Annotated in this window: 22 protein-coding genes; 16 read left to right on the plus strand and 6 right to left on the minus strand. The window is 56.8% G+C overall.

The window, feature by feature from the left end; translation table 11 throughout:
- Positions 1–414, minus strand: coding sequence for a hypothetical protein (locus M495_RS23090; RefSeq protein ID WP_020837412.1), 414 nt, complete (start codon positions 412–414; stop codon positions 1–3).
- 763 nt (positions 415–1,177) lie between these two features.
- Here M495_RS23090 and M495_RS23095 point away from each other — a divergent pair.
- The 9 genes from M495_RS23095 (at position 1,178) to M495_RS23135 (ending at position 10,201) form a co-directional block, all read left to right on the plus strand.
- Positions 1,178–1,708, plus strand: coding sequence for a fimbrial protein (locus tag M495_RS23095; RefSeq protein WP_020837413.1), 531 nt, complete (start codon positions 1,178–1,180; stop codon positions 1,706–1,708).
- Between the two features lie 88 nt (positions 1,709–1,796).
- Positions 1,797–2,348, plus strand: coding sequence for a fimbrial protein (locus M495_RS23100; RefSeq protein ID WP_020837414.1), 552 nt, complete (start codon positions 1,797–1,799; stop codon positions 2,346–2,348).
- 102 nt (positions 2,349–2,450) lie between these two features.
- A complete protein-coding gene (locus M495_RS23105) occupies positions 2,451–4,952 on the plus strand; it encodes a fimbria/pilus outer membrane usher protein (protein WP_020837415.1) in 2,502 nt (833 codons plus the stop codon).
- Between the two features lie 19 nt (positions 4,953–4,971).
- Entirely contained in the window at positions 4,972–5,727 is a 756-nt protein-coding gene (locus M495_RS23110) for a fimbrial biogenesis chaperone (RefSeq protein ID WP_020837416.1), read from the plus strand.
- A gap of 11 nt (positions 5,728–5,738) precedes the next feature.
- Positions 5,739–6,353, plus strand: coding sequence for a fimbrial protein (locus M495_RS23115; RefSeq protein ID WP_020837417.1), 615 nt, complete (start codon positions 5,739–5,741; stop codon positions 6,351–6,353).
- Positions 6,354–6,367: 14 nt separating this feature from the next.
- Positions 6,368–7,372, plus strand: coding sequence for a fimbrial protein (locus M495_RS23120; RefSeq protein WP_020837418.1), 1,005 nt, complete (start codon positions 6,368–6,370; stop codon positions 7,370–7,372).
- Between the two features lie 18 nt (positions 7,373–7,390).
- The gene (locus M495_RS23125; protein ID WP_020837420.1) at positions 7,391–7,930 is read left to right on the plus strand and encodes a fimbrial protein; all 540 of its coding nucleotides are present in this window, start codon (positions 7,391–7,393) and stop codon (positions 7,928–7,930) included.
- A gap of 22 nt (positions 7,931–7,952) precedes the next feature.
- Positions 7,953–9,587, plus strand: a complete 1,635-nt coding sequence (locus M495_RS23130; RefSeq protein ID WP_020837422.1) for a PglL family O-oligosaccharyltransferase — start codon at positions 7,953–7,955, stop codon at positions 9,585–9,587.
- A gap of 2 nt (positions 9,588–9,589) precedes the next feature.
- Positions 9,590–10,201: a helix-turn-helix transcriptional regulator gene (locus M495_RS23135; RefSeq protein ID WP_020837424.1), complete on the plus strand. Its 612-nt coding sequence runs from the start codon at positions 9,590–9,592 to the stop codon at positions 10,199–10,201.
- Between the two features lie 13 nt (positions 10,202–10,214).
- Here M495_RS23135 and ctlX read toward each other — a convergent pair whose 3' ends face one another.
- Entirely contained in the window at positions 10,215–11,141 is a 927-nt protein-coding gene (gene ctlX / locus M495_RS23140) for a citrulline utilization hydrolase CtlX (protein ID WP_020837426.1), read from the minus strand.
- 41 nt (positions 11,142–11,182) lie between these two features.
- On the opposite strand from ctlX, the gene M495_RS23145 reads away from it, so the two are divergent.
- Complete coding sequence (locus M495_RS23145; protein WP_020837427.1) at positions 11,183–11,698, plus strand: Lrp/AsnC family transcriptional regulator; 516 nt, start codon at positions 11,183–11,185, stop codon at positions 11,696–11,698.
- 1 nt (position 11,699) lies between these two features.
- Here M495_RS23145 and M495_RS23150 read toward each other — a convergent pair whose 3' ends face one another.
- A complete protein-coding gene (locus tag M495_RS23150) occupies positions 11,700–12,611 on the minus strand; it encodes an arginase family protein (RefSeq protein WP_020837428.1) in 912 nt (303 codons plus the stop codon).
- A gap of 240 nt (positions 12,612–12,851) precedes the next feature.
- Here M495_RS23150 and M495_RS23155 point away from each other — a divergent pair, with 240 nt between their 5' ends.
- The 4 genes from M495_RS23155 to M495_RS23170 all read left to right on the plus strand — a co-directional run bounded on the left by M495_RS23155 (position 12,852) and on the right by M495_RS23170 (position 19,724).
- Positions 12,852–14,066, plus strand: a complete 1,215-nt coding sequence (locus M495_RS23155) for an SrfA family protein (protein ID WP_020837429.1) — start codon at positions 12,852–12,854, stop codon at positions 14,064–14,066.
- Positions 14,066–17,011, plus strand: a complete 2,946-nt coding sequence (locus tag M495_RS23160) for a virulence factor SrfB (protein ID WP_020837430.1) — start codon at positions 14,066–14,068, stop codon at positions 17,009–17,011. The genes M495_RS23155 and M495_RS23160 overlap by 1 nt, the downstream gene beginning before the upstream one ends.
- Positions 17,008–19,206 (plus strand): virulence factor SrfC family protein, encoded by a 2,199-nt coding sequence (locus M495_RS23165; RefSeq protein WP_020837431.1) that lies wholly within the window; start codon positions 17,008–17,010, stop codon positions 19,204–19,206. Before M495_RS23160 ends, M495_RS23165 begins: the two co-directional genes overlap by 4 nt.
- 107 nt (positions 19,207–19,313) lie before the next feature.
- Positions 19,314–19,724: a VOC family protein gene (locus tag M495_RS23170; RefSeq protein WP_020837432.1), complete on the plus strand. Its 411-nt coding sequence runs from the start codon at positions 19,314–19,316 to the stop codon at positions 19,722–19,724.
- Between the two features lie 55 nt (positions 19,725–19,779).
- Here M495_RS23170 and M495_RS23175 read toward each other — a convergent pair whose 3' ends face one another.
- Together M495_RS23175 and M495_RS23180 are read right to left on the minus strand one after the other, a co-directional pair.
- The gene (locus M495_RS23175) at positions 19,780–20,619 is read right to left on the minus strand and encodes a putative oxygenase MesX (protein ID WP_020837433.1); all 840 of its coding nucleotides are present in this window, start codon (positions 20,617–20,619) and stop codon (positions 19,780–19,782) included.
- 311 nt (positions 20,620–20,930) lie between these two features.
- Positions 20,931–22,130 carry a BaiN/RdsA family NAD(P)/FAD-dependent oxidoreductase gene (locus M495_RS23180; RefSeq protein ID WP_041415739.1) on the minus strand — a complete coding sequence of 400 codons (1,200 nt, stop codon included), beginning with the start codon at positions 22,128–22,130 and terminating at the stop codon, positions 20,931–20,933.
- Positions 22,131–22,431: 301 nt separating this feature from the next.
- Between M495_RS23180 and pitA the strand changes: the two genes are divergently transcribed.
- Positions 22,432–23,934: an inorganic phosphate transporter PitA gene (gene pitA, locus M495_RS23185; RefSeq protein WP_020837436.1), complete on the plus strand. Its 1,503-nt coding sequence runs from the start codon at positions 22,432–22,434 to the stop codon at positions 23,932–23,934.
- Positions 23,935–24,009: 75 nt separating this feature from the next.
- Here pitA and uspB read toward each other — a convergent pair whose 3' ends face one another.
- Entirely contained in the window at positions 24,010–24,345 is a 336-nt protein-coding gene (gene uspB, locus M495_RS23190; protein ID WP_020837437.1) for a universal stress protein UspB, read from the minus strand.
- A gap of 613 nt (positions 24,346–24,958) precedes the next feature.
- Here uspB and uspA point away from each other — a divergent pair.
- Positions 24,959–25,405 carry a universal stress protein UspA gene (uspA, locus tag M495_RS23195; protein ID WP_012147365.1) on the plus strand — a complete coding sequence of 149 codons (447 nt, stop codon included), beginning with the start codon at positions 24,959–24,961 and terminating at the stop codon, positions 25,403–25,405.
- Positions 25,406–25,471: the final 66 nt, after the last annotated feature.

A 25,471-nucleotide genomic window follows, 5' to 3' on the forward strand; every position in this document is an offset into this window, starting at 1 on the left:
TTACAGGCTCTCCACCCGGCTCGACAGATCGGACATCAGCTCATGCTCAACGTCGGCGCAGAATTTCTCGGTTTTATATTTATAAAGCGCATCTATGGCTTTACGGGTGCTTTCATCGACATTACTGCGAATGCCGGCATATCCCGAGGCGTTGGACAACAGCCCGTTAAAATAAGCAATCCGTTTCTGATAGCTTTGCGGATTAATATTCTTAAGTGAGTTGACCCGTTGCTGACAAAGCGCGATCCGTTGCTCATCAGTGTTTTCCTTAGGATTACTCTGTGAAACTTTTTTCATGGCAACCGTGCCGGTGCCATTTTTTCCTACGCAACCGGACAGCAGTAAACAGGACATTATCATCAGCGCCGTAGCGACGGCGGAACGGCGAGTTGAATCATTAATTATGGTAATCATTCCGTTTATCATCCCTTAATTATCACTTAGGTCATTATTATGTCGCGAAGCCCTGCTTTATCTGACTGCTACTGATTAATCCTAACGAGTTAAATAACAAAAACGCACAATAACAGTCGGGCATTGGTAATAATCCGATACACATCTGTATTGTTATGTTTTTGTTAAAACTCAAAAAGAAATTATCGTAGCCACAATGAATGAAAGTCACATCCCAGGCCAGTATTACCGGCGCGTTCACCCATAAAAACAAAGAGTTAACTTTTTACCCGCGATTAACGCGCAGAATTCATCATCTGCTGTCTGAGGGCGATATTATCAAAACAATATTGCTAATTGTAGTGCGAACACTAATTCTGGCGATCTAATATCTCGCATATTGCTATTTATATAGTCATTTATTCTGGATAATATTTGTATACGATCTATTGATTTTCAATTATATATATTTCTTTTTCCTTTTGGTTTTATATTCTGTATTTGACTTAACTTAATAAAAGCTATTTCCAACCGCACCTATTATTTGCAAGAATAATCCCAGCAAGACGCTATGGTGATATACCTATTTTTCTTTTATGGATTTCGCTTGTACGACTTCCAAAATATTTCGTTATTCACTCATGAATAACGGAGGGTGGCGTATTGCCCAGAGCAAAAGGATCTGGCTCCAACTACGGCGTCGGCGACATGACGTTGCCGCTGTTGTGGGGGATTTAGATGTGCTGTTCTTTTTATTTAAATACTCTCTACAGGAACTTGAGAAATGAAACTGAATAAATTAATGCTGGCAACCGTGATTGCTTTCGCTTCTGCATCTGTTGCTCACGCCGCATCTAACCAGGGCAGCGGTAAAGTCACTTTTACCGGTGAAATTATTGATGCGCCATGCAGCGTAGCACCGGAATCTGTTGATCAAACTGTCCCTATGGGCCAAATCAGCAGCCGTCTGCTGGCTAAAGAAGGCAAATCCAGCTCTGAGCCATTCAGCATCGAACTGAAAGATTGCTCTATTGCGACCATGAAGAACGTCCAGGTGACCTTCACCGGTACGCCGGATCCAGATAACAGCAAACTGCTGGCACTGAGCGGCACCGCAACCGGCGCTGGCATCAGAATCTATGACAACCTGCATTCCAAAGACGTTGAACTGGGCACCGCAACCGATGGCCAGGGTCTGACCGAAGGTAATAACTCCCTGAAATTCGCCGCTTATCTGCAAGGCAGCAGCGCTTCTGGCGCCGTGGTCCCAGGCGAATTCACCAGCGTTGCAAACTTCACACTGGCTTACCTGTAATCCCCCCTCGGGGACGCCACTTTGGTGTCCCCGTTTTACCTGCACGGACATTGGGTAACGGGACCAACGGCTACAGGGAGACGCCAGCATGACAAACCGGATTTCGGGCGTACTGCTTATCGCGCTCAGCCTTTGCAGCGCAGAGGCGACGGCGAAAAATCAGGGCCACGGCACACTCAACCTGGGTGGCGAGATCGTCGAAACCCCCTGCGGGATTGCCAGCGAAAGCCTGGACCAGACCATTGATTTCGGCCTGATCTCGATGACCGATGCGGCATTGGATACGCAGCCGGTACTGATCGGCAGCCGCCGCAACTTTGAGATCAAGCTGGTGAACTGCGAATTGGCCAGCATCGTGAAACCCGACTTTATCTACCGCGCGGCCACCGTCACTTTCAACGGCATCGCCGACAGCCGAGATCCCGATCTCTTGGGGGTTTATGGCGAAGCCCAGGGCGTGGCTATTGAGCTACTGACCGCCAACGGCGTTCAGATACCGCTGGGCAGTACCACCGCGGATTACCAGATTGTCGCCGGCGACAACACGCTGCGCTTTGGCGCTCAGTTACGCATTCATCCCGACAGGGCCAGAGCCGGCGGATTCAGCTCACTGGCGAAATTCACCCTGTCTTATCTGTAAGTAACGCCTCGTTAGGCGGGTGCCGCCGTCAGGCACTGAATGACATCACGTATTACGTATTCAGGTCGTACAGGATGACCTGCTATTGGGCGCGGATTTGCCATGAGTGATTATTCTATGACGTCATTACTGACACGGAAAAAAATACCCCTTACCGTCATTCTATCTTTCCTCTGGGTGCATTCGGCTTTTTCCGCCACGGAATTCAATACCGACGTATTGGATATTGGCGATCGCAGCAAAGTGGATTTATCGCGTTTTTCAGACGCCGATTACGTCATGCCCGGCGCCTATTTGCTGGATATCAAAATCAACCAGAAAACCTTGCCGCAGCGCAGCATTCAATATTATCCGTCGCCGGATAAAAAGGATCGTTCTCGCGTCTGCCTGCCGCCGGATCTGGTCGAGAAAATGGCGCTGAAAGAAGACGTCCTCAAAAAAATCACTCTGTGGCACGACAACAGCTGCGCCGATATCAGCGGCATCAAAGGGGCGACCATCTCCGACCGCATCGGCGGCGGCGTCTTGGCCATCACCATCCCGCAAGCCTGGATGAAATATTCCGATCCGGACTGGACACCGCCGGAGCAGTGGGACGACGGCATTCCCGGACTGCTGCTGGACTACAGCATCAGCGGCCAGGTCGGCAAGCAGAGCCACAATAACAACACCGCCGAAAATCTCAGCAGCTACGGGACGGTGGGGGCCAACCTGGGCGCCTGGCGCCTGCGCGCCGACTATCAGGCCAATTACAATCAGCAGGCCGGCGAGCGCGATAACAACTTCGACTGGAACCAGATCTACGCCTACCGCGCGCTGCCGATGCAGGCTGCCAAGCTGACGCTCGGTGAAATCTTTCTCGACTCGGGGGTCTTTGATTCTTACCGCTTTACCGGTCTGAATCTGGCCAGCGACGAGCGCATGCTGCCGCCAAACCTGCAGGGTTATGCGCCGGAAGTACGCGGCATTGCCAAAAGCAACGCCAAGATCACCGTCTCGCAAGAAGGTCGTACGCTGTACGAAACCACCGTGCCCGCCGGGCCGTTTGCCATTCAGGATCTCAACAGTTCGGTACGTGGCCGGTTAGACGTGAAGGTGGAAGAACAAGACGGCACCGTCTCCACTTTCCAGGTCGACACCGCCACCATCCCTTACCTGACGCGCCCCGGCTATGTCCGCTACAACGTCGCGGTGGGTAAGCCTTCGGCATACGATCACCGCACGCAAGGGCCACTGTTTTCCGCCAGCGACTTCTCCTGGGGGCTGACCAGCGCCTGGTCGCTGTACGGCGGCGCCCTGCTCGGCGGCGATTACAACGCCTGGGCGCTTGGCCTGGGTCGCGATCTTAACGTGTTCGGCGCCATGTCGGTAGACGTGACGCAGTCCATCGCCCGTTTGCCCAATGAGCCTACCGCCAGCGGCATGTCGTTCAAGGTCAACTACGCCAAGCGCTTCGATGAGCTGAACAGCCAGATCACCTTCGCCGGCTACCGCTTCTCACAGCGCAAGTTCATGAACATGTCGCAGTATCTGCAAGAGCGCTACAACGACTATGACGAACGCTACAACGGCCGCCAAAAAGAGCTGTACACCATTACCGCCAGCAAAACCTTTATGGCGGAAGACAGCGCCAAGGCGATCACCGCTTACCTGACCTATTCGCACCAAACCTATTGGGATGCCAGGGCGCAGGATCGCTACGGGTTATCCGCCAGCAAGCTGTTCAACGTCGGCAATATCAGCAATGTGACCGCATCGCTGTCGGCCTACCGTACCACCTATCACGGCCGCACCGATGACAGCGTGATGCTGAACTTCAGCGTGCCGATCGGCGATCGCCGCCGGCTCGGTTACTCACTGCAAACCAGCAACAGCGACGTGACGCAGATGGCGTCTTACAACGACTATACCGACCCGAACAACACCTGGCAGGTCAGCGGCGGCTTTAACCAGTCCGGCAAATCGCTGGCCCGCGGCTACTACAGCCATAACGCCTCGTTCGGATCGCTCAACGCCAGCGCCTCTTATCAGCAGGACAGCTATTCGTCGATCGGCGGGACCTTCCGCAGCGGCATTACCGCTACCCGACACGGCATAGCCGCCCACCAGAACTCCAGTAACGGTGGCAGCCGGATGATGCTGGACACCGACGGCATCGCCGGGGTGCCGATCAACAACGGCCGCGCCTACAGCAACCGCTTCGGCCTGGCGGTGATCTCCGATATCACCAGCTACTACAACACCGACACCCGCATCGACGTCAATACCCTGGCGGACGACGTGGAGGCCACCCGAGCGGTGGTGCAAGGCACGCTGACCGAGGGCGCCATCGGCTACCGCCACTTTGAGGTGGTGAAAGGCAGCAAGCTGCTGGCCACCATCAAGCTTGCCGACGGCAGCGAACCGCCGTTCGGCGCCACGGTGCTGAGCGAAAAAGGCCGTGAGGTGGCGGTCGTGAACGACGGCGGCTCGGTCTACCTGACCGGCGTGCAGCCGCAAGAGCAGCTGGACGTCGCCTGGGAAGGCCAGCGCCAGTGCCGCATTGTTATACCGGGCGCCGCCAAGCCGCTGGACCAGCTACTGCTGCCGTGCGCCAAACTGTAATCCGTAACGCAGAGAATTGATGATTATGAACAACGTTCCGTTAGCAAAAATGGCCGCGCTGGGCCTGGCTTTGACCGCAGCAGTACCGGCCGCCAACGCAGCGATATCGCTGGATCGTACTCGCGCCGTTTACCTCAGCGACGCGAAATCAATCAGCCTGAATATCGTCAACGAAAACAAGGAACTGCCTTTCCTGGCGCAGTCCTGGCTGGAAAACGAGCAGCACCAGAAAATCACTTCGCCGCTGGTGGTGTTACCGCCGTTGCAGCGGGTTGAAGCCAATGAACGCAGCGTGGTGCGCATCACCAAGACGCCGGAGGCCGATCGTCTGCCGCAAGATCGCGAGTCGGTGTTCTATTTCAACCTGCGTGAAATTCCGCCGAAAAGCAGTAAAACCAACGTGATGCAGTTGGCACTGCAAACCCAGATCAAACTGTTTTATCGGCCAAAAGCCATCGTCGCGCCAAAAGGCGAAGTGTGGCAGGAGAAGCTGGTATTTCGCAAAAGCACCGGCGGTTTCACCGTTGAAAACCCTACGCCGTTTTACATCACCCTGACCGGCATGACTCGCCAAACGCAGAAACAGGGCGGCGGCGCGCTGGGCGACTTCCAGCCGGTGATGCTGAAACCGAAATCGAGCGAAACCATTAAGGTGCGCGACAACGGCCTCAACAGCTTTGTCATCACCTATATCAATGACTACGGCGGTCACCCGGAGCTGCGCTTCGCCTGTAACGGCAGCGTGTGCAACGCCGTGCCTGAGACCAAAAAATAAGGAGATTCCGCATGGCTGAATTCACCGGCGGCCGCCTGCGGCCCCTGCTGATCGCCGCGCTGCTGGTTAGCGGCAGCGCGACGGCGGCAACGCCACTGGGCGTGATCCAAGGCACCACCGGCACCGTCAGCTTTCATGGCGGCCTGCTCAGCTCCCCGTGCAGCCTGACGCCGGACAGCCAAGATCAGTCGATTGATTTGGGTGATGTTAACGCGCGCGATTTTCAAAACGCCGGCGATCAGAGTGCGCCGGTACGTTTTCGCCTCTCGTTCCGCAACTGCCTGCTGGGGGCCAAAGCCTTGGCGGATAACCCGGCAGGGCAACGTAACGGCGATGCCGGGCAGCTCTATTTGCAGGGTGAACAGGCCGCCACGCTGGTGTTTCTCGGCGAAAGCGATATCAACAACCCCGATCTGCTGAAACTGAACGGCGGCGTACAGGGCATCGGCCTGCGTTTGAAGGATCAGCAGGGCAATGCGCTATCGCTCAACCAGCAGAGCCGGCCTTACATTCTGCAGCCCGGCAGCAATACGCTGTGGTTCAGCGCCAGCGTGGAATCCACGCAGCGAGCGGTGATGGCGGCCGGTTTTTCCGGCGTGGCGCACATTCAGGTGATTTACCTGTGAGGTTCACAAACGTGATGAAAAAAACCTACCTTAACTCCTGCCTGCCGCTGGCACTGGCGCTGACGGCTCCAGCCGTGTGGGCCAACGGCTACGTCACGCCGGACGGCGGAGCGAAACAGTTTTATATCGACCTGAATGAAAGCAATATCACCAACAAGGTCGGTTTTACCAAAGAGTTTCCCTATTCGTTAGGCGGCACTTATACCGGCAAGGTCTATTGCGACACCCCGATCCCCGTTAGCCCACACTTTTATAAGTCGGATTCGGCATTGCCTGCGTCCGAATACGGCAATGGCTATTTAAAACTGAATGACTTCCTGGACTTGAAAGCCGAAGTTTGGATCGCCGGCAATAAAAACGCCTATATCACCGTACCGTTTTATAACGAGTCCAATCTGCTCAACCAGCACTCCTGCAAACCGCCTTATTTGCAGGTCAATAACTATGGCAGTGGCTCCAAAGGCAAAATCACCTTCCGGGTACGCAAAAAAATTATTAACGGCGTACAGATCAATGACCGGCAGATCATCGAGATGTATGGCCGTTTGGGGTCAACCGACGCAGGTTTCGGCCCCAATCCGATGGCGCAGGTGTTTATTCAGTCCGCCATTCTCTACGTGCCGGATAAATGCGTGGTGAACGAAGGCCAACTGATCAACGTCGAGTTCGGTGAAATCGGCGGCAGCAATCTGAACGGCGCCAGCTACCCACAAAGTATCCCGGTGCGCTTCCAATGCGAAGGCGGCAGCTTCGAAGACGGTACGCTGAACATCAAACTGGCGGTTTCCGGCACCCCGGCGCCCTTCACCAATAACGCATTTAAAACCGATAAAACCGACCTCGGTATCGAGATCAAACATAACGGCCAGTTGGTGATCCCGAATGAGTTTTACCCGGTGCCAAATATCGGTAACGGCGGTAGCTGGAACCTGGTTGCCGCGCCATTGGCCAACGGCGGTAAAGAAATCGCGGAAGGGGAATTCAACGCCTCTGCCACCATTGTGGCGGCTTTCGAGTAATTCAGGGAGAAACAGACGATGCGTTTACGCGCTTTAGCGATGCTCAGTTGCACGCCGCTACTCTTTTCGGCACTGCCGACGCTGGCGGATACCGAGCTGGTCGGCTCACCGCTGCAGTTCCACGGCACCGTGGTGAGTCGCCCCTGCAATATCGAACCGCAATCGGCCGATCAGGTGGTGGAAATGGACACGGTGATCGTCAAAACCCTGTACCGCTACGGCCATAGCAACCCGGTGCCGTTCAACATCAAGTTGACCGACTGTAAAACGGCGGTGTTTAAAACCGTCAATGTCACCTTCAGCGGGAACGAGGACAGCGAACTGCCGGGCAAGCTGGCGATTAATAACGGCGCCAACGGTGCCGCGATCGCCCTGTTTGACAGCAAGGGCGCGGACATTGATTTGAACCAGGCCACCAGCGCGGTGACGTTGCAAGACGGTGCCAATATTCTGAATTTCACCGCCTATGTGCAGGGCCATCCCAGCGCGATACAGAATAAAACCATTACCGAGGGTGAGTTCAGCTCGGTAGCCAATTTCGTACTGGCTTATCAGTAATTCGGCGCCGCAGGAACACGTCATGATGTCCAAATCTAAAGCAGCCTGGTTATTCGGGTTGGCGGCATTTTATTGCCTGATCGCCATGCACATTTACTGGCCCAATCGCGGCGGCAGCGGATTCTATCTGCCATGGAATCTGGTCGGCGGGATCTTCATCGCCCTGTTGATCATAGGTGCGATGCTGTTCAGCCGTCCGCCGCTGGCCACCTCCGGCTTCTTTAACCTGCTGGCGTCCGGCAGCCTGATTTTGCTCCTGCCGCTATTGTGGGCTCAACAGCCCTGGTTAAGCGAAGCCTTGCCGCGCCTGATGGGATTGGTGCTGGGCGTTCTGGCCTACTTTGCGCTGCTGCAAATCCCGCTCGATCGCCGGTGGCGGCGCAGGCTATTGATGCTGCTGCTGGCAGCGACGGTTATCGAAGCCTTGCTGGGCCTGGTGCAATACAGTTTGCTGCAGCCGGGCAACTGGATGGGCTACAACACCCTGAAAAACCGCCCTTACGGCATCTTCCAGCAGTGGAACCTGATGGCCAGCTTTATGGCTACCGGCCTGGCGTTGGCGCTGTATCTGCTGAGCGCCCGTCGCCCTTTGTCGCGCAGTTTGCAATGGCTGGCCGCCGCCATGCTGCTACTGGCACCGCTGTTGTTGATCGTTATCGCCTCCCGCGTCGGACTGCTGGCGGCCCTGCTGCTGTCTCCGCTCCAACTGTGGATGTTGTACCGCCTTAACCGCCGACGCGCCGGCATCGCCCTGCTGTTGTTGATGGCCGGGGTAAGTGCCGGGCTGTTGCTGGTGATGCTAAATGGCGCTACGCGGGCGCTTATGCTGCCGGAACCGATTTTTTACCGACTTACCTACTGGCAAGAGGCGCTAGACATGATCGCCGAGCGTCCCTGGTTAGGTTGGGGTTACGGCCATTTTCAGCACGATTTTCTGCATCATTTTTACACCACTCACAGCAGCGGTATGGAAAGCGTTGCCATCAGCCACCCGCACAACGAGATATTGCTGTGGGGCGTCGAAGGCGGTCTGCTGAGCCTGAGCGGTATCGCCCTGATCGTCTGGGGGCTATGCCGTTTGCTGCGGCACAGCCGCCCCGTTCCGCTACGGCCCGCGCCCTGGCTGGCGGCGTTGCCGATCCTGCTGCACATGATGGTGGAATACCCGCTTTATCTCTCCGCCGCCCACGCGGTGCTGCTGCTGGTGATTCTGCGCGTTAGCGACCTCCGACGCCGTTTGCGGCTGCCCTCCCATTCGCAGCTCCCGCTGCGGCTGACCACTGCGGGCATCGCTGCATTGATGGTGCCGTATCTGCTTAACGGCCTGCACAGCGCGCTGATCATTACCGCTGTGGAAAAAAGCGGCCTGCGGCAATTCGGCCCTATGAGCCAGGTCATCACACCAACGCCCTGGCAGGTCCGTTACGACTATGACATGCAGTTGCGACAGCTGCTGCAATACCCGCAAACCCGCGATATGGCTACGTTGCTGAGCTACCAGCAATGGGCTGAAAACGAAATCCGCGTGCGGCCAGACGCCAATATTTACATCAATTTGATGGCGGTCAGCCGGCTACTGCAACAGCCCCAGCGAGCCGCCGAGCTGCAACGCCAGGCCAAGCGACTGTTTCCGCACGATGCGCGCTTTGAGGAGTAACTATGCTTAATATCCGGTTCACCCTGTTGGGCAGCGATAACTTTTATCAGCTCGGACTGCGCCTGCTGGTAGAGGATTACCTCCATAACCTGAATGCAAGCAACCGCGGCACCTCGGCCGATTTGCTAAATATGGAGCCGATAGAAATCGTCTTCCGCACAATGGAAGACAGCTGCGGCTGTGCCCGCTGCTACCAGAGCCCTTATCAGACGCCGCGCCATCGGCAAATGACAGTGCTGATCCTCAACGACCGCGATGCTCACTACGAGCACAAGCATCCGGCGCTGTTTAGCATTAATCGGCGCGATGATGATGCCGTCGTTCGCGCAAAACTGCAGCTGGCGCTGGAGCGCTTTTGCCAGCAGCCCTGGGTCGCCCTGCACGCCAGCGGCATCTGGAAATGCCGACAGTGCCGTATTGCCGCCCTGAGCAGCTGCGAAAAGAAGGTGCTGAAGCTGATGAGCTCCGGCATGTCCGCCTGTACCATCGCCGGTATGCTGCAGCGCAGCCAGAAGACCATCAGTGCCCATAAGCGCTCGGCGATGCGCAAGCTGAACGTCCACAAAAGCATCGAATTGAACAAGATGCTGCTGAATCAATTGGGATTGAACTGAGTGGCCAGCGCAGTCAGGCCGGTGCGAATTTACGCTGCAGGAAAATTTCCGCCAGCATGCACCGCGCCCCGCCGCCGCCCAGATCCTCAATGATATCAATAGGTCCAAGCGCCAGGCGCGCATAGCTGCCGAGCAGCGTTTGCTGCTTCGGGGTGAAATGAGCCCAGGCCCGGGTGGACATGGCGTAAACCGGGTGGCCGTCTTTGGCGTGCAGCTCCAGCACGTTGCACGCAAAGGCCTCCATCTGGGCAAAACTGACATCGATAATGGTTTTTCCGCTGCGTGTGAGCGAGGCGATCAGCACACTTTTTTGCGTTTCGTTGCGGATGCTTTCAAGGCAAACAATGGCATATTCCGCACCGACGCTCAGCATCACATTGGTGTGATAGATGGGCCGATTATGGCGGTCAGCAGCCTCGAACCAGACAATCTGGTAGCCGGAGTGTCGTTCAAATTCGCGGCCTACCTCCGGCGAACTGCGTGAAGACCGGCAGGCGTAAGCCAGCTTATGCCGGTGATCCAGGATCAGCGATCCGGTACCCTCCAGAAAGCGCCCCGCCAGTTCGTGGGCGGAAAGATCAATTTGCCGTTCAACCACAAAGTCATTGGCGAGCTGCGTGATAATGTCCTGGCGGCGCTCCCGTCGTCGGTTCTTCGCTTCCATCGGAAAGATGAACAGGCTGCCGTCCCCCAGCAGAGCAATCCAGTTATTGGGAAATAACGCATCCGGCGTTTCCTGCCCGCCAGTATCCTCTATCACCGTAACGTCGATACCGGCTTGCGTCAGTGCATCGACGTAAGCATTGAAGGCTGTTAATGCCAACGTTGCCTGATTTTCATTATGTTCCGTGATTTTTTGAAAGAAGTTGCTGTGCCGGGTTTCTTGATTGGCGGCGAAGCCGAATGGCCGCACCATTAAAACGGATTGGGTGGTTTGCATGATGTTTCTCACAGGGTTCGGGATAGCGACGCCGCCCTATTATGGAAAATCAATTTGACGCCAAACAGTGTGATAACTGGCTAAATTGCTCTATATTTTTACAAATCGCCACTTCGAACCGACACTTTGACACCATGAACGATACCGACCGCCAAATCCTCGCGCTGCTGCGCGAAAATGCCCGTAGCTCGGTGACCGAACTAGCCAATAAGGTCCGGGTATCACGCGCTACGGTGCAAAAAAGAATTGAGGCGCTGGAGGCGCAAGGGATCATTACCGGCTACACCATCCGTGTAAAACCGGGGGTGGAACATAACCGCATCCGCGCCTGGATGTCCGTGGCGGTCGAAGGCACCAAGGCGCAAAGCGTGTTGCAACAGCTGCGCGGCGAGCCCGCGGTGTTTACCCTGCACACCACCAACGGCAAGTGGGATATTTTGGTGGAGATCCGCACCGACAGCCTGGAGAACTTCGACAAAATCCTGGGGCGAATTCGGCGCATTGCCGGCATTTCCAGCACCGAAACCAGCATCCTGCTGTCGACACACAAGGCCTGACTTAAGGTTTGTGCCGATGGAACATCGCCGCGAGCATTTCCACGATCAATGCCGCGTAGCGGCCATCGGGATCCAGATCCGGGTCGAATACCGATACCGTCATGCCGCAGCACAGCGGATTTTGCAGCAGCTTAGCCCCGATATTTTCCAGCCAAAGACGATCGATACCGGGGCTGCCGGGGGAATCCACCGCTGGCATCACGGCCTGATCCAGCACGTCCACATCAAGGTGCAACCAAAATCGCCACTCTGGTTCGGCGGCCAGCATCTGGTCGATATGCCGTATAATTTCCGCCCTGCCCATCAGGTTGGCGGCAAAAACATCGATACGCGTGATGGCAGTCTGATTGATATCCGGCCAGGCGAAATCCACGTCGTGGCACTCTCGCTCACCCAATTGTAAAACCTGGCGATCCGGTACCAGCGGCCCTGCCACGCCGGGCCATTCGGTCAACAACGCCTCCCCGCGGCCGGTTGCCAATGCCAGATCCATCCCCGCCACCGCGCCCAACATCTGCTGAGGGTCGTAGTTGCCGGGATGACGAAAGTCGCTGTGCCCATCAATGTGCACCAGCGAAAGCGGCCCTGCGCGGCGCCCGCCCGCCAGCGCGCCCAACAAAATTGAGCAGTCACCGCCAATCACCAGCGGGAAGTCACCACGCGCTTGCACCGCGGCCACCTCTGCAGCCAGCTCTAAATTGAAAGCGCGAATGGCATGGCCATTCCGTATGCGGGTGCCCGAGGGGGCCAGCGGCGAATAGGTCGGCGACACTAACTCATGGATGGCCTCCGCCGCCAGCCGTTGAGCCAACCCCTGTGCCATCAGCGCCTGTGGCGCTCGCCAGGTACCGGGGATATGGCCGGGCCACAGAGGGCGCAGCCCCAGATTGGTCGGGGCCAGAATGATCTGCATGCGGGTCACCTAATGAAAAACTCTCTTCAAGCCAGCTTAGCCTATGAGTCGGTTTTCGCCTCACGGCATCAGGAAACAGGCTGCAGTATTGCCACGCTAAACAGGCTCTATGCGTTTTCTGCCTCGCCCATTAAAGCAAGAGGTGCCTTTTTACGCCTGTCCTTGGCCGTTTGCCGCTTTAGTTCGCGGGTTACCATGACCGTTTATGCGTTTATCGGTAACAGGACAAGGTGCTTGGCAGTGGGAAAACCCTTTTTACGCAGTGGCCGTTTGGATGATGTGCTTGCATTGGGCGAGAATGGACAGCCGGTTTACGCCTGCGCGTTGCAGCTGCGGGAAACTCTGCGCATTCGTCAACAGCAGCCGGCCGCTGATTGTCTGGCTATCCCGCAACCTAACGAGGCGGGCACTCACATTGACTGGTACTCGCCTTTCCCTGGAAAAGTCACCTCCTGGCTGGCGGCGAACGAGGCTCAACGCGCTCAGGCCGTGCACCTGTTGGAGCGCAGCCTGGCAACCTTCAACGCCCTGATCGCCGAGACACAGACGACCGAGCATCCCAGCCAACGCCTTTTCGGCGCCTTGTTAAGCAAGGCGATGCAAATACCCGATCCCAACCATGTTTATCTGGTCGACGATAAACCAGTGCTGACCTTTTGGGGCTTTATCAGGCCACAGGCACAGTGTCAGGACGATCCGCTGGCCTGCCTGCGCCCAGCCGAAGAGCCGGCAGAAAAACCGACGCCAATCGCCGCCACTCCGCGCGTAGAGGCGGCCCCCGAGCCTCAACCTGCTGCGGAACCCGAAGCCCTGACGCCAGAAATTAACCCCGCGCCGGTGCGCCGGCCGTGGCGCCGCTATGTGTGGATGGCGCCAGTGATAGCGATCATGGCCTTGTTGGCGGGTTGGCTGAGCCAAACGAATCCCCCACCAGCCACATCTTCGGCGGTGCTGGCACCACCACCTTCGCCTGTCGGTGTCGCCAAGCCGATCCCCAAGCTGCATCTGCCATTGGCACACGCCACGCTAATGCCGCCGCCGCCCGTCCCGGTGGTGTTGCCGCCGGCGGACAAAAATTCGCTGGTACTGCCAGCCGAAGCGGTCAAGGCCGGCTCCACCCGTTTTCTCAACGGCAGATGGCGCGCGACGGTGGCGTTGAAAGATCCGCTGACCGGCAAACGGCCCAGCCTGCAATACCGTCTCAATAACGGCAAAGGCACCGCCAGCATCACCTACGGCGACGCCATCACCTGCCGGGCGCCGATAGAGGCCGGGCTGATGCAGTCAGGCAATCTGGTGATCAACAGCCGCACCAAAGCGCGTTGCAGCGACGGCAGCCGCTACCCACTACCGGAAATCGTCTGCAGGCAAAATGAGACCGGCCCGGCGGAATGCACCGGCCGTTACGCTGCGGACACGGTTTATCCCATGACGTTAAAGCGCGAGAGTAAATGATGCTGGCCCCCCTTACGGACTATAAAAACGCCATTACGCTGATTCAGGACAGCGGCATCCAATTTCTGGACTTTGCCCTGACGCCGGTTTTGGATGCCGATTTTCCGGGCAAGTTTGTCCGCCAGACGGCGAGTGGTCCACTTTTACGCCTGCAGTGGCATGCCGACAGCGGCAAATACCTGTTGCCCGCGCAGCCGGGGCAGGTCGATGAAGTGGTGCGCCCTGAATTCAGTTATCCCCTGCAGCAATCTTTGCGGCTGTTGGATAAGACCTGGCTGCCACTGCCGTTCTTTCGCTACACCCCTTCCGGGGCGTTTCTGGCCGGGCCGGACAACTGGGCACGCATGCAGCTCCTTCAGTTGGATACCCCCGATCAGGACGGCAACTCGCTGCGGGTGGTGCTGGCATTCGATACCCGTATCGCGACGCCAGGCCAGGAGGCGTTAGCCCCGAGTGAAAGCGATCTCGACACCGGACTAAGCTTCGCGCTGGCCCACCGCAATCACGATCTGGGCGATTTTCTCGATCTGACCTGGGTGGACGGTTGGCTGCGCGAAGCCTTTACCGAAGGCGCCACCACGCAGGAACAACGTGCCGAAGCTCAGATCTACACCGGGTTGAAAACTTTCGAATATCAGGCGCACTACCTTAACGTGTTGAACATGCTCGGCGACCAACTGGCGGTGCCGCAGATAAAGATCATCGCGGCTACGCTGCAGCAGCCCGCGGTCAACGTGGACGTGATTCTGGACGTCGGCAACTCCCACACCTGTGGCGTGCTGGTCGAAGACCATCCGGAAGAAAGCAACGGCCTGAAGCAGACCTATGAACTGCAGCTACGCTCGCTCAGCGCGCCGCACTGCGTGTACAACGAACTGTTCGAAAGCCGGGTCGAGTTTTCTCAGGTCTCGTTCGGCAAGCCCGGCCTCTCGTTCCTGAGCGGGCGCGACGACGCCTTTGTCTGGCCTTCCATCACCCGCGTGGGCCGCGAGGCCGCACAGCTGGCGCAACAACGGCAAGGCAGTGAAGGCACCACCGGTATTTCCAGCCCCCGCCGCTACCTGTGGGACGAAGAACGCTATGCGCCTGGCTGGCGTTTTAACGGCAAGCAGGAGCCCATGGCCACCGCCGCTCCCTTGACCACCCTGTTAAACGATGAAGGCGTTCCGCTTTCTGCGCTGCCGTTAGCGGAACGGCTACCGGTATTCGCCGCCCATTACAGCCGCAGCGCGGTCATGACGCTGATGCTGACCGAGTTGCTGGCGCAGGCGCTGATGCAGATCAACAGCGTCGCCCAACGGGCAAAAATGCCGAATGCCACCGCCCCGCGCCGCCTGCGAACTCTCATCCTGACATTGCCTTCGGCGATGCCGAAACCGGAACGGGAAATTTTCCGCCGCCGCATGCAGGAAGCGATTGGCCTGGTGTGGAAAGCCATGGGCTGGCACCCGCTGGACGCACCGTTCGACGGCAAGCAAACCCGCTTCCCCGTTCCGCAGGTGCACATGGAATGGGACGAGGCGACCTGCGGCCAGATGGTTTATCTGTACAACGAAACCCAGGTGAACTTCGCCGGCCGTACCGACGCCTTTTTTGCCAGCATGGCCCGACCGGATCGCCCTTTGGCAGCCGATGAACCGGCAGGAAAAACGCTGCGTATCGCCTCCATCGATATCGGCGGCGGCACCACCGATCTGGCAATCACCCAGTACAGGCTGGACGATGGCGTAGGCAATAACATCAAGATCAACCCTCGCCTGCTGTTCCGCGAAGGCTTTAAAGTCGCCGGTGACGATATTTTGCTGGACGTGATCCAGCTGTTTATCTTGCCCGCCGTGCAGCAGGCTATCGAGGACGCTGGGGTCGCGGCCCCGGTGGCCGTGATGGATAAGCTTTTCGGCAATGAAGGCCGCATGGACGGATTTTCCACCCTGCGCCAACAGGCCGCGCTACAGATTTTCATGCCTGTCGGGCGTGCGTTGTTGGCAGCTTATGAGGATTACGACCCGCTGGATGCCCAGGCCGAAGTGGCCGCCAGCCTGGACGAACTGTTGCCTCAAGCCCCAACCCCACAAGTGCTGGCGTTTATCAACGGCGAGATCCAGCGCGAAACCGGCACTTCTTCTTTCGATATTTTGTACACGCCGCTGGTCGTCCGCCTGGGTGACTTGCACAGCGCCTTCTTGTCTGACCGGATCGGCATTGGCCGCTGCCTGCGGCTGCTGTGTGAAGTGGTGGCGCTGTACGCCTGCGATGTGTTGCTGCTGACCGGCCGCCCGGCACGTTTCCCCGGCGTCCAGGCCCTGCTGCGCCATCTGCAGCCGCTGCCCGCCAGCCGCATCTTGCCGCTCGAGGGCTATCACACCCGCAGTTGGTATCCGTTTAACAAGCGTGGGCGTATCGATAACCCCAAATCCACCGCCGCCGTGGGAGCGATGCTGTGCCTGCTGGCCATCGACCTGCGCCTCGAGAGTTTTTACTTCAACGTTGGGGATTTCCAGCCCTATTCCACCGTTCGCCATCTGGGCATGCTGGACGGCAATAACATGCTGGCGGACGATAACGTCTACTATCGCGATATCGATCTGGATCGCGCCGATTTTGCGCTGGATCCCGCCGGCTGCTTCCAGTTGCGCGGTCCTTTGCGCCTTGGGTTCCGTCAGTTGGACAACCCGCGCTGGCCGGCATCGCCGTTATATACGCTGACCATCACCGATCCCCTGTTGGCACGCAAGCTGGCTGGCGATGCGGTCATCAGCCTGCGGTTGGCCATTACCGGCAGTGAAGCGCAAGGTGCCGAGGGCGTTAAAATTGCCCAGGCCATGCTGGCCGACGGCAGCCCGGTTCACGCACATCAGCTACAGCTTAAACTCAATACCCTGGCTGCCAGCGCCTCTGGTGCAACCCATTACTGGATCGACAGCGGGAGCATTTATCAACGATGAAACCTATCACTTCAGACCCGATAAACCGCCTCAGCGACGGAATTATCCAGGCCATTGACTGGGTCGCCGGCGCACGGCAACAGTCGGCTCGCCTGGACCGGGAAGCCGATAACCTGACGATCCGTTTGCGCCGCAGCTACAATCAGGCGCGGAAGTTGGACACCGCCACACCTCACCGCGTCGCCATCGGCCTTTATGGTCATAACGCGGCTGCCAAAGCCCACCTCTTGGCGGCATTGGCCCCCGGCGCCGCGCTGCTATCAGAGAATTGCCCGCTGGCAGTACGCTACTGCGCACCCGCCGTCGTAACATCCCCAGCTTATCCGGTGAGCATCACCTTGCTGGATAACGCGCAGTTGCTCGCCATGACGGCCAGTGCAGCGTTGATGAACGGCTTTCGCCCGGATGGAGACGCACGAGCTATTGCCGCACACCTGAATACATTGGAACGCCATCGCCAGCCCATGGCGATTGACGGCATGGACAGCAATGCCATCGTGGCGCTGTGGGACACTCTTCGTCACCACGGCGGCAAATGGCAACAGGCGCTGGACCGCCACTTCTGGCCGCAGGCCGTCTCATTGGCCCCCTATCTGAGCATTGACGACCGGGCCCGCCTGTTCGCACCGCTGTGGGGTGAGGACCCGGCGCTGACCATGCTCTATCGTCAGTTGGCGCATAGCCTCCAGACGCTGGGCTGCTGCGAACGCGTACAGGCCGCTCTACAAGCTTTGGATCCCGATACGGGTATTCAGCATGCCCACGCGGTCACCACGCCAGCCGAGGTGAAACTTTCCGTACTGACAGAAAACGGCGCCGTCGTGGATGTCGCGCAGGCCGATCTGGCGTGGTTAGCTGCCGAAGTGGCAACACTTCTGCCCGCTGGGCTGCCCGTCGACGCTGAGCTTCTCGACATTCCAGCCAGCCTCCGTCGCTCAGACGGCGATCTGACATGGCGTATGCAACAGGCCAAACGCGTCAATCTGCTGACCCACTACGCCGATAATCTACAGGCCAGTCTGTTGCTGGTCAGCGATGCCGCCGGCACGCCACAGGAGGCCAGTCGAACCGGCCATGCGCTGGCCTACTGGGTTAAACGCACCCAGGGGGAAAGTGCTGCGGTACGCAGCCGTCGTAAGCCCGGTTTAATCTGGGCAATCACGCCGTTCGACGCGTCGCGCGAAGGGAAAGCCCGCCCCGACGACGCCGTTCAGCGCTACGTCGGTGAGCCCGGCGACAGTTGGGCCACCCTGCTGGCCATGGATGAACGCGACTGCCGCCGCATGACGGACTATCTGATGGCGCAGGCGCGCCCGGCATTGAAACAAGCGCGCATTCAGGAACTGCAACAAGAATTGCGGCGTGAGCTGAGTGAAAGCCTGCTCGGCAACTGGCTTGCCGCAGCGGATCCGCAGCGTGTGCAACAGCGCAGCCAACAACTGCTGCGAGCCTTGCAGGCGCAGGCTGGGGCGCATGGTGAATTGCTGGAATGGCTGTTGCCGCAGCGCGACAGGCTGCGCCAACTCTTCGTGCAGCAACAGCATGCTTCACCGGCACCGACTGTCGCCGCACCGCCGTTCGACGTGGAGATCGACCTGTTTGGTGAGGAAGATAGCGCCGTGACCAGCTCGGTGGAACATGGGCGTTCTTCCTTTGCCCAAAAGGTATTCGCCGACTGGGTTAATCATCTGCGTTGCCTGCCGGACAATGCCCAACTGCTGACCCTGTTGGGCGTCGAAAAACCGCAGCTGGAACTGCTGGTCGATGCGCTGATTAGCGCCGCCTGCCGTCTGGAGATTGACGCAACGCTGGAGCGCGCATTGGCCGCAGGCGCCCTGCCGGAACAGGGGGAGGATCGTCAGGTCAGCCAGGCGCTGACGGTATTGAGCGATTTCGTTGCCTGGCTGGGCTTCCAGCAGCGCGAGGCGGCTTTACGCCCCGCCAGCCGCATCAATCCCGGCCAGCCAATCTTTACCCCACCACCGCAGCCCGCGGTCGACTGGGGCAATCAGCAGCGCTTGACCAAACTGGCGCCCACGCCGGCGAAAAATGCCGCCTTCTATATCTACGACTGGCTGGTCGGGCTGCAGCGGCTGCTGGCGGAAAATGCGCAGGCGGGCTCTACACTCGCAGCCGCGCCGCATGCCGCGCTGGAAGCCATAGTGGCAACCCTTGCCGGCAATGACGGGCACTGACAAATTCAGGTAGGGCCACGTAACTTAGTGCAGGTAACGACGCTGCAACGTGAAAGGCGACGGGTATATTATACTGATTAATTATCCGTCGATCTGAGGACATCAGCGTGCGCCCATTCAGCCTGAAGAAAATCGATCACCTGGTACTGCGCGTCACCGACCTGGAAAAAAGCCTTCAATTTTATACCCAGATACTGGGATGTGAAATCGCCAGACGGCGTCCCGATCTGGGGCTGGTGCATCTGCGCGTCGGCGTTTCCATGCTTGATCTGGTCGACGTCGACGGCGTGCTGGGGAAAAAAGGCGGCCAGCATCCCGATGCTCGCCAGCAGAATGTCGATCATTTCTGTTTGCGCATCGAACCTTTCAACGAGGGCGAACTGTTAGCGTATTTGCGATCGCAGGGGATCAGCGTTGATCCCCCCGAATCCCGATTTGGCGCAGAGGGCGACGGGCCGTCTCTCTATTTCACCGATCCAGACGGCAATCGCGTGGAGCTGAAAGGCCCTGCGGCGTAGCGTCGCAAGGATATTCCGCAGAGTTGAATGATTGGCTCCCGTCGCCGGCTTAACCCTAGTACCTGATACCGTGCAGCGCCATCAGCGCCTCGACGCAGGGCTGATGCTCAGCCACCCACCTGCGCGCCGTATTGTGCTGCTCCCACTTGATGTCCGTCAGGTGCGCCATGTCAAAACGCGGCATATCCTGCTGATCCAACGGATAAAGGTGCGGGCGTACGATTTCAAACATCGCCTGCCCGCAGGCTGAGATTGCCGCGATGACTTCGGGATCCTGCGTGGCAAGATCCTGTTTGAAGTAAAACCGGAAAGGATAAGCCGACGCAGGCGGCTGGACATGCCGGGAATCCAGCCCCAGGCTGCTGAGATAGGTATGCGTAAGCGAAGGAGCTTGCTCATTTGCGCTACGGGGGATCATGATCACCGGATAACTTTCCAGTACGCCGGTCTTGGGCGAGTCTTGCTTGAAAATAGAGTTGAAGAACGCCTGATCGACCGGAATTTCCGACGTATCCATGCCATTTTCAAGCCGATCGCGATAATACTCGCGCATCTGCGAAGAGAACATCACGCCGTAGCCGCTTTTTCCTGTGGGTTGAATATCGATTTTAAGGAAATCGTAAACAGGTAATGCCTGGCTATCCGCTTCATGTTCCGCACGGCAAAAAACCGACAAATACGACAATTGCAATGAGGCAGTGGGCAGCGCAGAAGGATAATTGCTTTTAAACAGCGTATTGGCGCGGTTCAGGAACCAGGTCAGGGCTTCTGGACCACTGTGTGCCAGATCGTTGATATTGTTATAGCGCAGGAAACCATTGGCGTGGTTTTTTAATTCTGTAACCTGAAGTTCTGGGGTAATAGGTATTTGCCGAACAAAGAAAACGCCATTCATAATAATTTCTCACTCGAAAACATGAAAAATAATTATAGATGAGGTTTTTCACTCGCTGTAAATAATAAAATCAGGTTACCCACCATTAATTAAATCAATTTAGATAGAATAATTAAACTAAAAATAATACCAAAAAACTTGATTTACAAATAATTTAAATACCGCTAAATACAATAAATTGAATATCGACGAATTACTCTGTTTCGTGCGGTACGCATGATTTATTTATCGGTCTTAAACCATAATTTTATTTGCTGCGTCGGTTCCGCCCGACGCAGCAAATGCCGACTTTTACATCACCCCGGCGGAAATTATTGCTTTTGAGCCGCCAGCGCCTGAGCGCAAGCCCAGGCAGAACTCCAGGCCCACTGGAAGTTATATCCCCCCAGCCACCCTGTCACATCCACCACTTCGCCAATAAAGTACAGGCCCGGCACCTTGGCGGCCTCCATGGTCTTGGAGGACAGCTCTTTGGTGTCGACGCCGCCGAGCGTCACTTCCGCCGTGCGGTAGCCTTCGGTACCGTTGGGTTGTACGCGCCAATTCTGCAAGGTTTCCACCAACGCTGCCTGCTGCGTCGGATTCAGTTGCTTTAATGTCGCTTCCGGCAGTTGGCCCAACGTCTGCAAACATTCCACCAACCGCTTCGGCAGGTGCAGCGCCAGGGTATTTTTCAGGCTTTGATTAGGGTGTGCCTGACGTTGCTCATTGAGGAAGCCCGCCAGATCAAGCGTAGGAAGTAAGTTAACACTCACAAACTCACCGGGCTGCCAGTAGCTGGAAAGTTGCAATACCGCCGGCCCGGACAGGCCACGATGGGTAAACAGTATGCTTTCGCGGAAGCTGACGCCGTTTTCTGCGGTGATCACTGCCGGCACAGAGACGCCAGACAGGGTCTGCAAATGCTCCAACAGCGGTTTATGCAGCGTAAAAGGCACCAGCGCGGCGCGCGTTGGCAATACCTTCAGGCCAAACTGCTCCGCCAGCTTATAGCCGAACGGCGTCGCGCCCAGGCCCGGCATCGACAATCCACCGCTGGCCACCACAAGTGAGCGAGCGCTCACTTTCTCACCATTCAGCGCCAGTTCGAAGCCTTCTGCGGTTTTTTCTACGCCCAGCACTTCGCTACGCAGGCGTGTCGTCACCTGACCCTGCTCACACTCTTTCACCAGGAGTTCGACCACCTGCTGCGCCGAGTCGTCGCAAAACAGTTGCCCCAGGGTTTTCTCGTGGTAGGCGATGCCATGACGGTTGATCAGATCGATAAAGTCCCACTGGGTGTAGCGTGCCAGCGCAGATTTGCAGAAATGCGGGTTATTCGACAGGTAAGCGGCAGGCTCCGTGTACATGTTGGTAAAGTTACAGCGTCCGCCGCCGGACATCAGGATTTTGCGCCCCGGTTTTTTGCCGTTGTCGAGCAGCAGCACCCGGCAGCCGAGTTGCCCTGCCTGCGCCGCGCAAAACATGCCCGCTGCGCCCGCACCTATTACCACGACATCAAACTGTTCCACCTGCGCCTCTCTGAATAAAAACCACAATCGCGACAAAAGGCCGCTATTTTACGCCGTATCGCTACCGGTAACCGACAACTTTACGGCGGCAGATTGTAAAGCCATGCCGCCCTCAACGCCATAGTAAGAAAATATTACAGCGAGACATTCAGCATAACGCGCTGATATTTCATGTATTTGTCATACCAACGCCATCATTTCGTCATATCGAAATCAAAAAAACGTCATATTTTCCTTTTCCCCAGCCCCGGTTGTCACTGATAATGCGCGGCGTTCATGTCCACAAACTGGCGTAACGCTTATGCTGCATTTGTTCGCTGGCCTGGATTTCCATACCGGCCTGATGTTAATTCTCGCATTGTTGTTCGTGTTGTTTTATGAAGCCATTAACGGTTTTCATGACACGGCCAATGCGGTTGCTACTGTAATTTATACCCGTGCCATGCGTTCGCAACTTGCGGTTGTGATGGCTGGCTTGTTCAACTTTCTTGGCGTTATGCTCGGTGGTTTGAGTGTTGCTTACGCCATTGTTCATCTGCTGCCAACCGATCTGTTGTTGAACGTCAGTTCAGCGCACGGATTAGCCATGGTGTTCTCCATGCTGCTGGCGGCTATCATCTGGAACCTCGGCACCTGGTATTTCGGTCTGCCGGCCTCCAGCTCTCATACGCTGATTGGCGCAATTATCGGTGTGGGTTTAACCAACGCACTGATGACCCACACTTCGGTGGTGGATGCGCTTAACGTCCCGAAAATGATCGGTATTTTCCTGTCATTGCTCATCTCGCCGCTGGTCGGCATGATGGTCGCCGGGTTGATGGTGTTTGCCTTGCGCCGCTATTGGAGTGGCACCAAGAAACGCCAGCGTATGCACATGACCCCTGCGGAACGTGAAAAGGTCGACGGCAAACGCAAGCCGCCGTTCTGGACCCGTATCGCACTGATCCTGTCGGCTATCGGCGTTAGCTTCTCGCACGGCGCCAACGATGGTCAGAAAGGCATCGGCTTGATCATGCTGGTGCTGATCGGCGTTGCGCCGGCCGGCTTCGTGGTCAATATGAATGCAACCGGCTATGACATCACCCGTACGCGTGATGCCGTGACCCACCTGCAGCAATATTACCAGCAGCACAGCGACGCCTTGGCGCACGTGGTCACTCTGACCCCACTGGTGCCAAGCCCGGATGAGGACGTCTCGCCGGATAAACCTATCGAGTTCCACTGTGACAGCGCGCGCGCCATGCCGGCGATTGAGCTGACTCAGGGCTTGCTGAACAATCTGCAAAGTTACGATCAACTGACGGTAGAACAGCGTAGTCATCTGCGCCGCCTGCTGATGTGCGTAACGGATACCGCAGACAAGATCGCCAAGCTGCCGGAAACCTCGGCCCAGGACCAACGTTTCCTGAAAAACCTGCGTCAGGATCTGCTGCAAACCGTTGAGTATGCACCGATCTGGATTATCGTCTCGGTTGCTCTGGCGTTGTCACTCGGCACCATGGTCGGCTGGCGTCGCGTCGCCACCACCATCGGCGAGAAAATCGGTAAGAAGGGCATGACCTACTCTCAGGGCGTGTCGGCTCAGATGACCGCAGCCTTGTCGATTGGCGTTGCCAGCTATACCGGCATGCCGGTTTCCACCACCCACGTACTCTCTTCGGCGGTAGCCGGGACGATGATCGTGGACGGCGGCGGCGTGCAAAGCAAAACCGTGAAGAACATCCTGTTGGCCTGGTTGTTAACCCTGCCAATCTCGATTCTGCTTTCCGGTTCGCTGTACTGGCTGGCGCTTAAGGTGATCTAAGCAGTTTGCCTGATGAGAAAGGCGGCCCTGGTGGCCGCCTTTTTCTTTGTCTGTTGCAGAAAGAATCGGTCGGATTCAATACCAAATCATCAGCGCAACCAGGCTGATCACCACCAGTCCGCACAGGGCTGAGGTCAGCATAAACTGTCCGCGCACACGCTCACAGCGGCGAATAAACTCCGGATCATGGTGCTCGACATAACGCTGCGAGAAGATATAGCGCACGAGCCGTATCTGCTTGCTCGGCTGGCCATGAGCGGTAAAGAAACCACCGCCGTCGACATATTGATACAGCAGCGGGTCACAGCCGCGCAGAACCACCAACAGCGCGCGCAGAGAAGAGTAATACCGCACCATGTTTAACACACACACCACACACAGAGCCCAAAACAGCGCGACGGTACTGATCATGATTGCCTCCTCAAGGCGTTGTTATCCACGGCGCTCCGCCGGGTCCAACTGCCCTACCTCTATCACCCATTACTGCTGGAGCTTACCGCTCCGATCCCCTTTGCACAGCACAGGCCGCGCATAACCCACCGCCTCTGGAAACACCCCATCGCCATGCAGATGCACACGCGCAGGTTTGATACAGAGGAGAAATGATAAGGCCTATAGTCATTATTGTAGGTTAATGAAACGCAAACTGGCCTAAGCAGTAGATAAAATTTACCGCAAGCCATCCATTTGTCATCCACCTATTGGTTATAACTGATAACCGCCCTGCCTGAGGCCGCCGGTGTTTTCCACTGCCCTAAAGGGCATTTGGGGCTATACTCTGTTTAAGAATGCTTATATTTCAATCGGTCAACCCAGCAACCGCATCATGGGCGATAGGCTTTTCTGCCCAGCGGGTGTAAAACTGACGGTAGGGAGATAAAGAGAGTTTTTTGATGCGGTGCAGTGTGATCGCCTCAACATATCATTGTGTTATCTGAATGATAAAATGAAACCTGAAGCGCCAGGCTGGTACGCTAAATGCCTGCTAACCTTTTAATCGGCATTATATGGAAGGAGTATTCTCATGGCTTACAAACACATTTTGATTGCGGTAGACCTATCCCCGGAAAGTAAAATCCTGGTGGAGAAAGCCGTATCTATGGCGCGTCCGTACAACGCCAAAGTTTCCCTGATCCACGTAGATGTTAACTATTCCGACCTGTATACCGGCCTGATCGACGTTAATCTCGGCGATATGCAAAAACGCATTTCCGAAGAAACTCACCACGCATTGACCGAACTGTCGCAGAATGCCGGCTATCCGATCACCGAAACCCTGAGCGGCAGCGGCGATTTGGCGCAGGTATTGGTTGATGCCATCAAGAAATACGATATGGACCTGGTCCTGTGCGGCCACCATCAGGATTTCTGGAGCAAGCTGATGTCCTCCGCACGCCAGTTGATCAACACCGTGCACATCGACATGCTGATTGTGCCGCTGCGTGACGAAGACGAAAAAGCCGAAGATTAAGTCGGCGCCGCTAAACAGACTTGCCCAACGCCCGCGATTGCGGGCGTTTTTCATTCCGCCGACATC

The sequence above is a fragment of the Serratia liquefaciens ATCC 27592 genome (genome assembly GCF_000422085.1).
In the GTDB taxonomy this organism is placed as follows: domain Bacteria; phylum Pseudomonadota; class Gammaproteobacteria; order Enterobacterales; family Enterobacteriaceae; genus Serratia; species Serratia liquefaciens.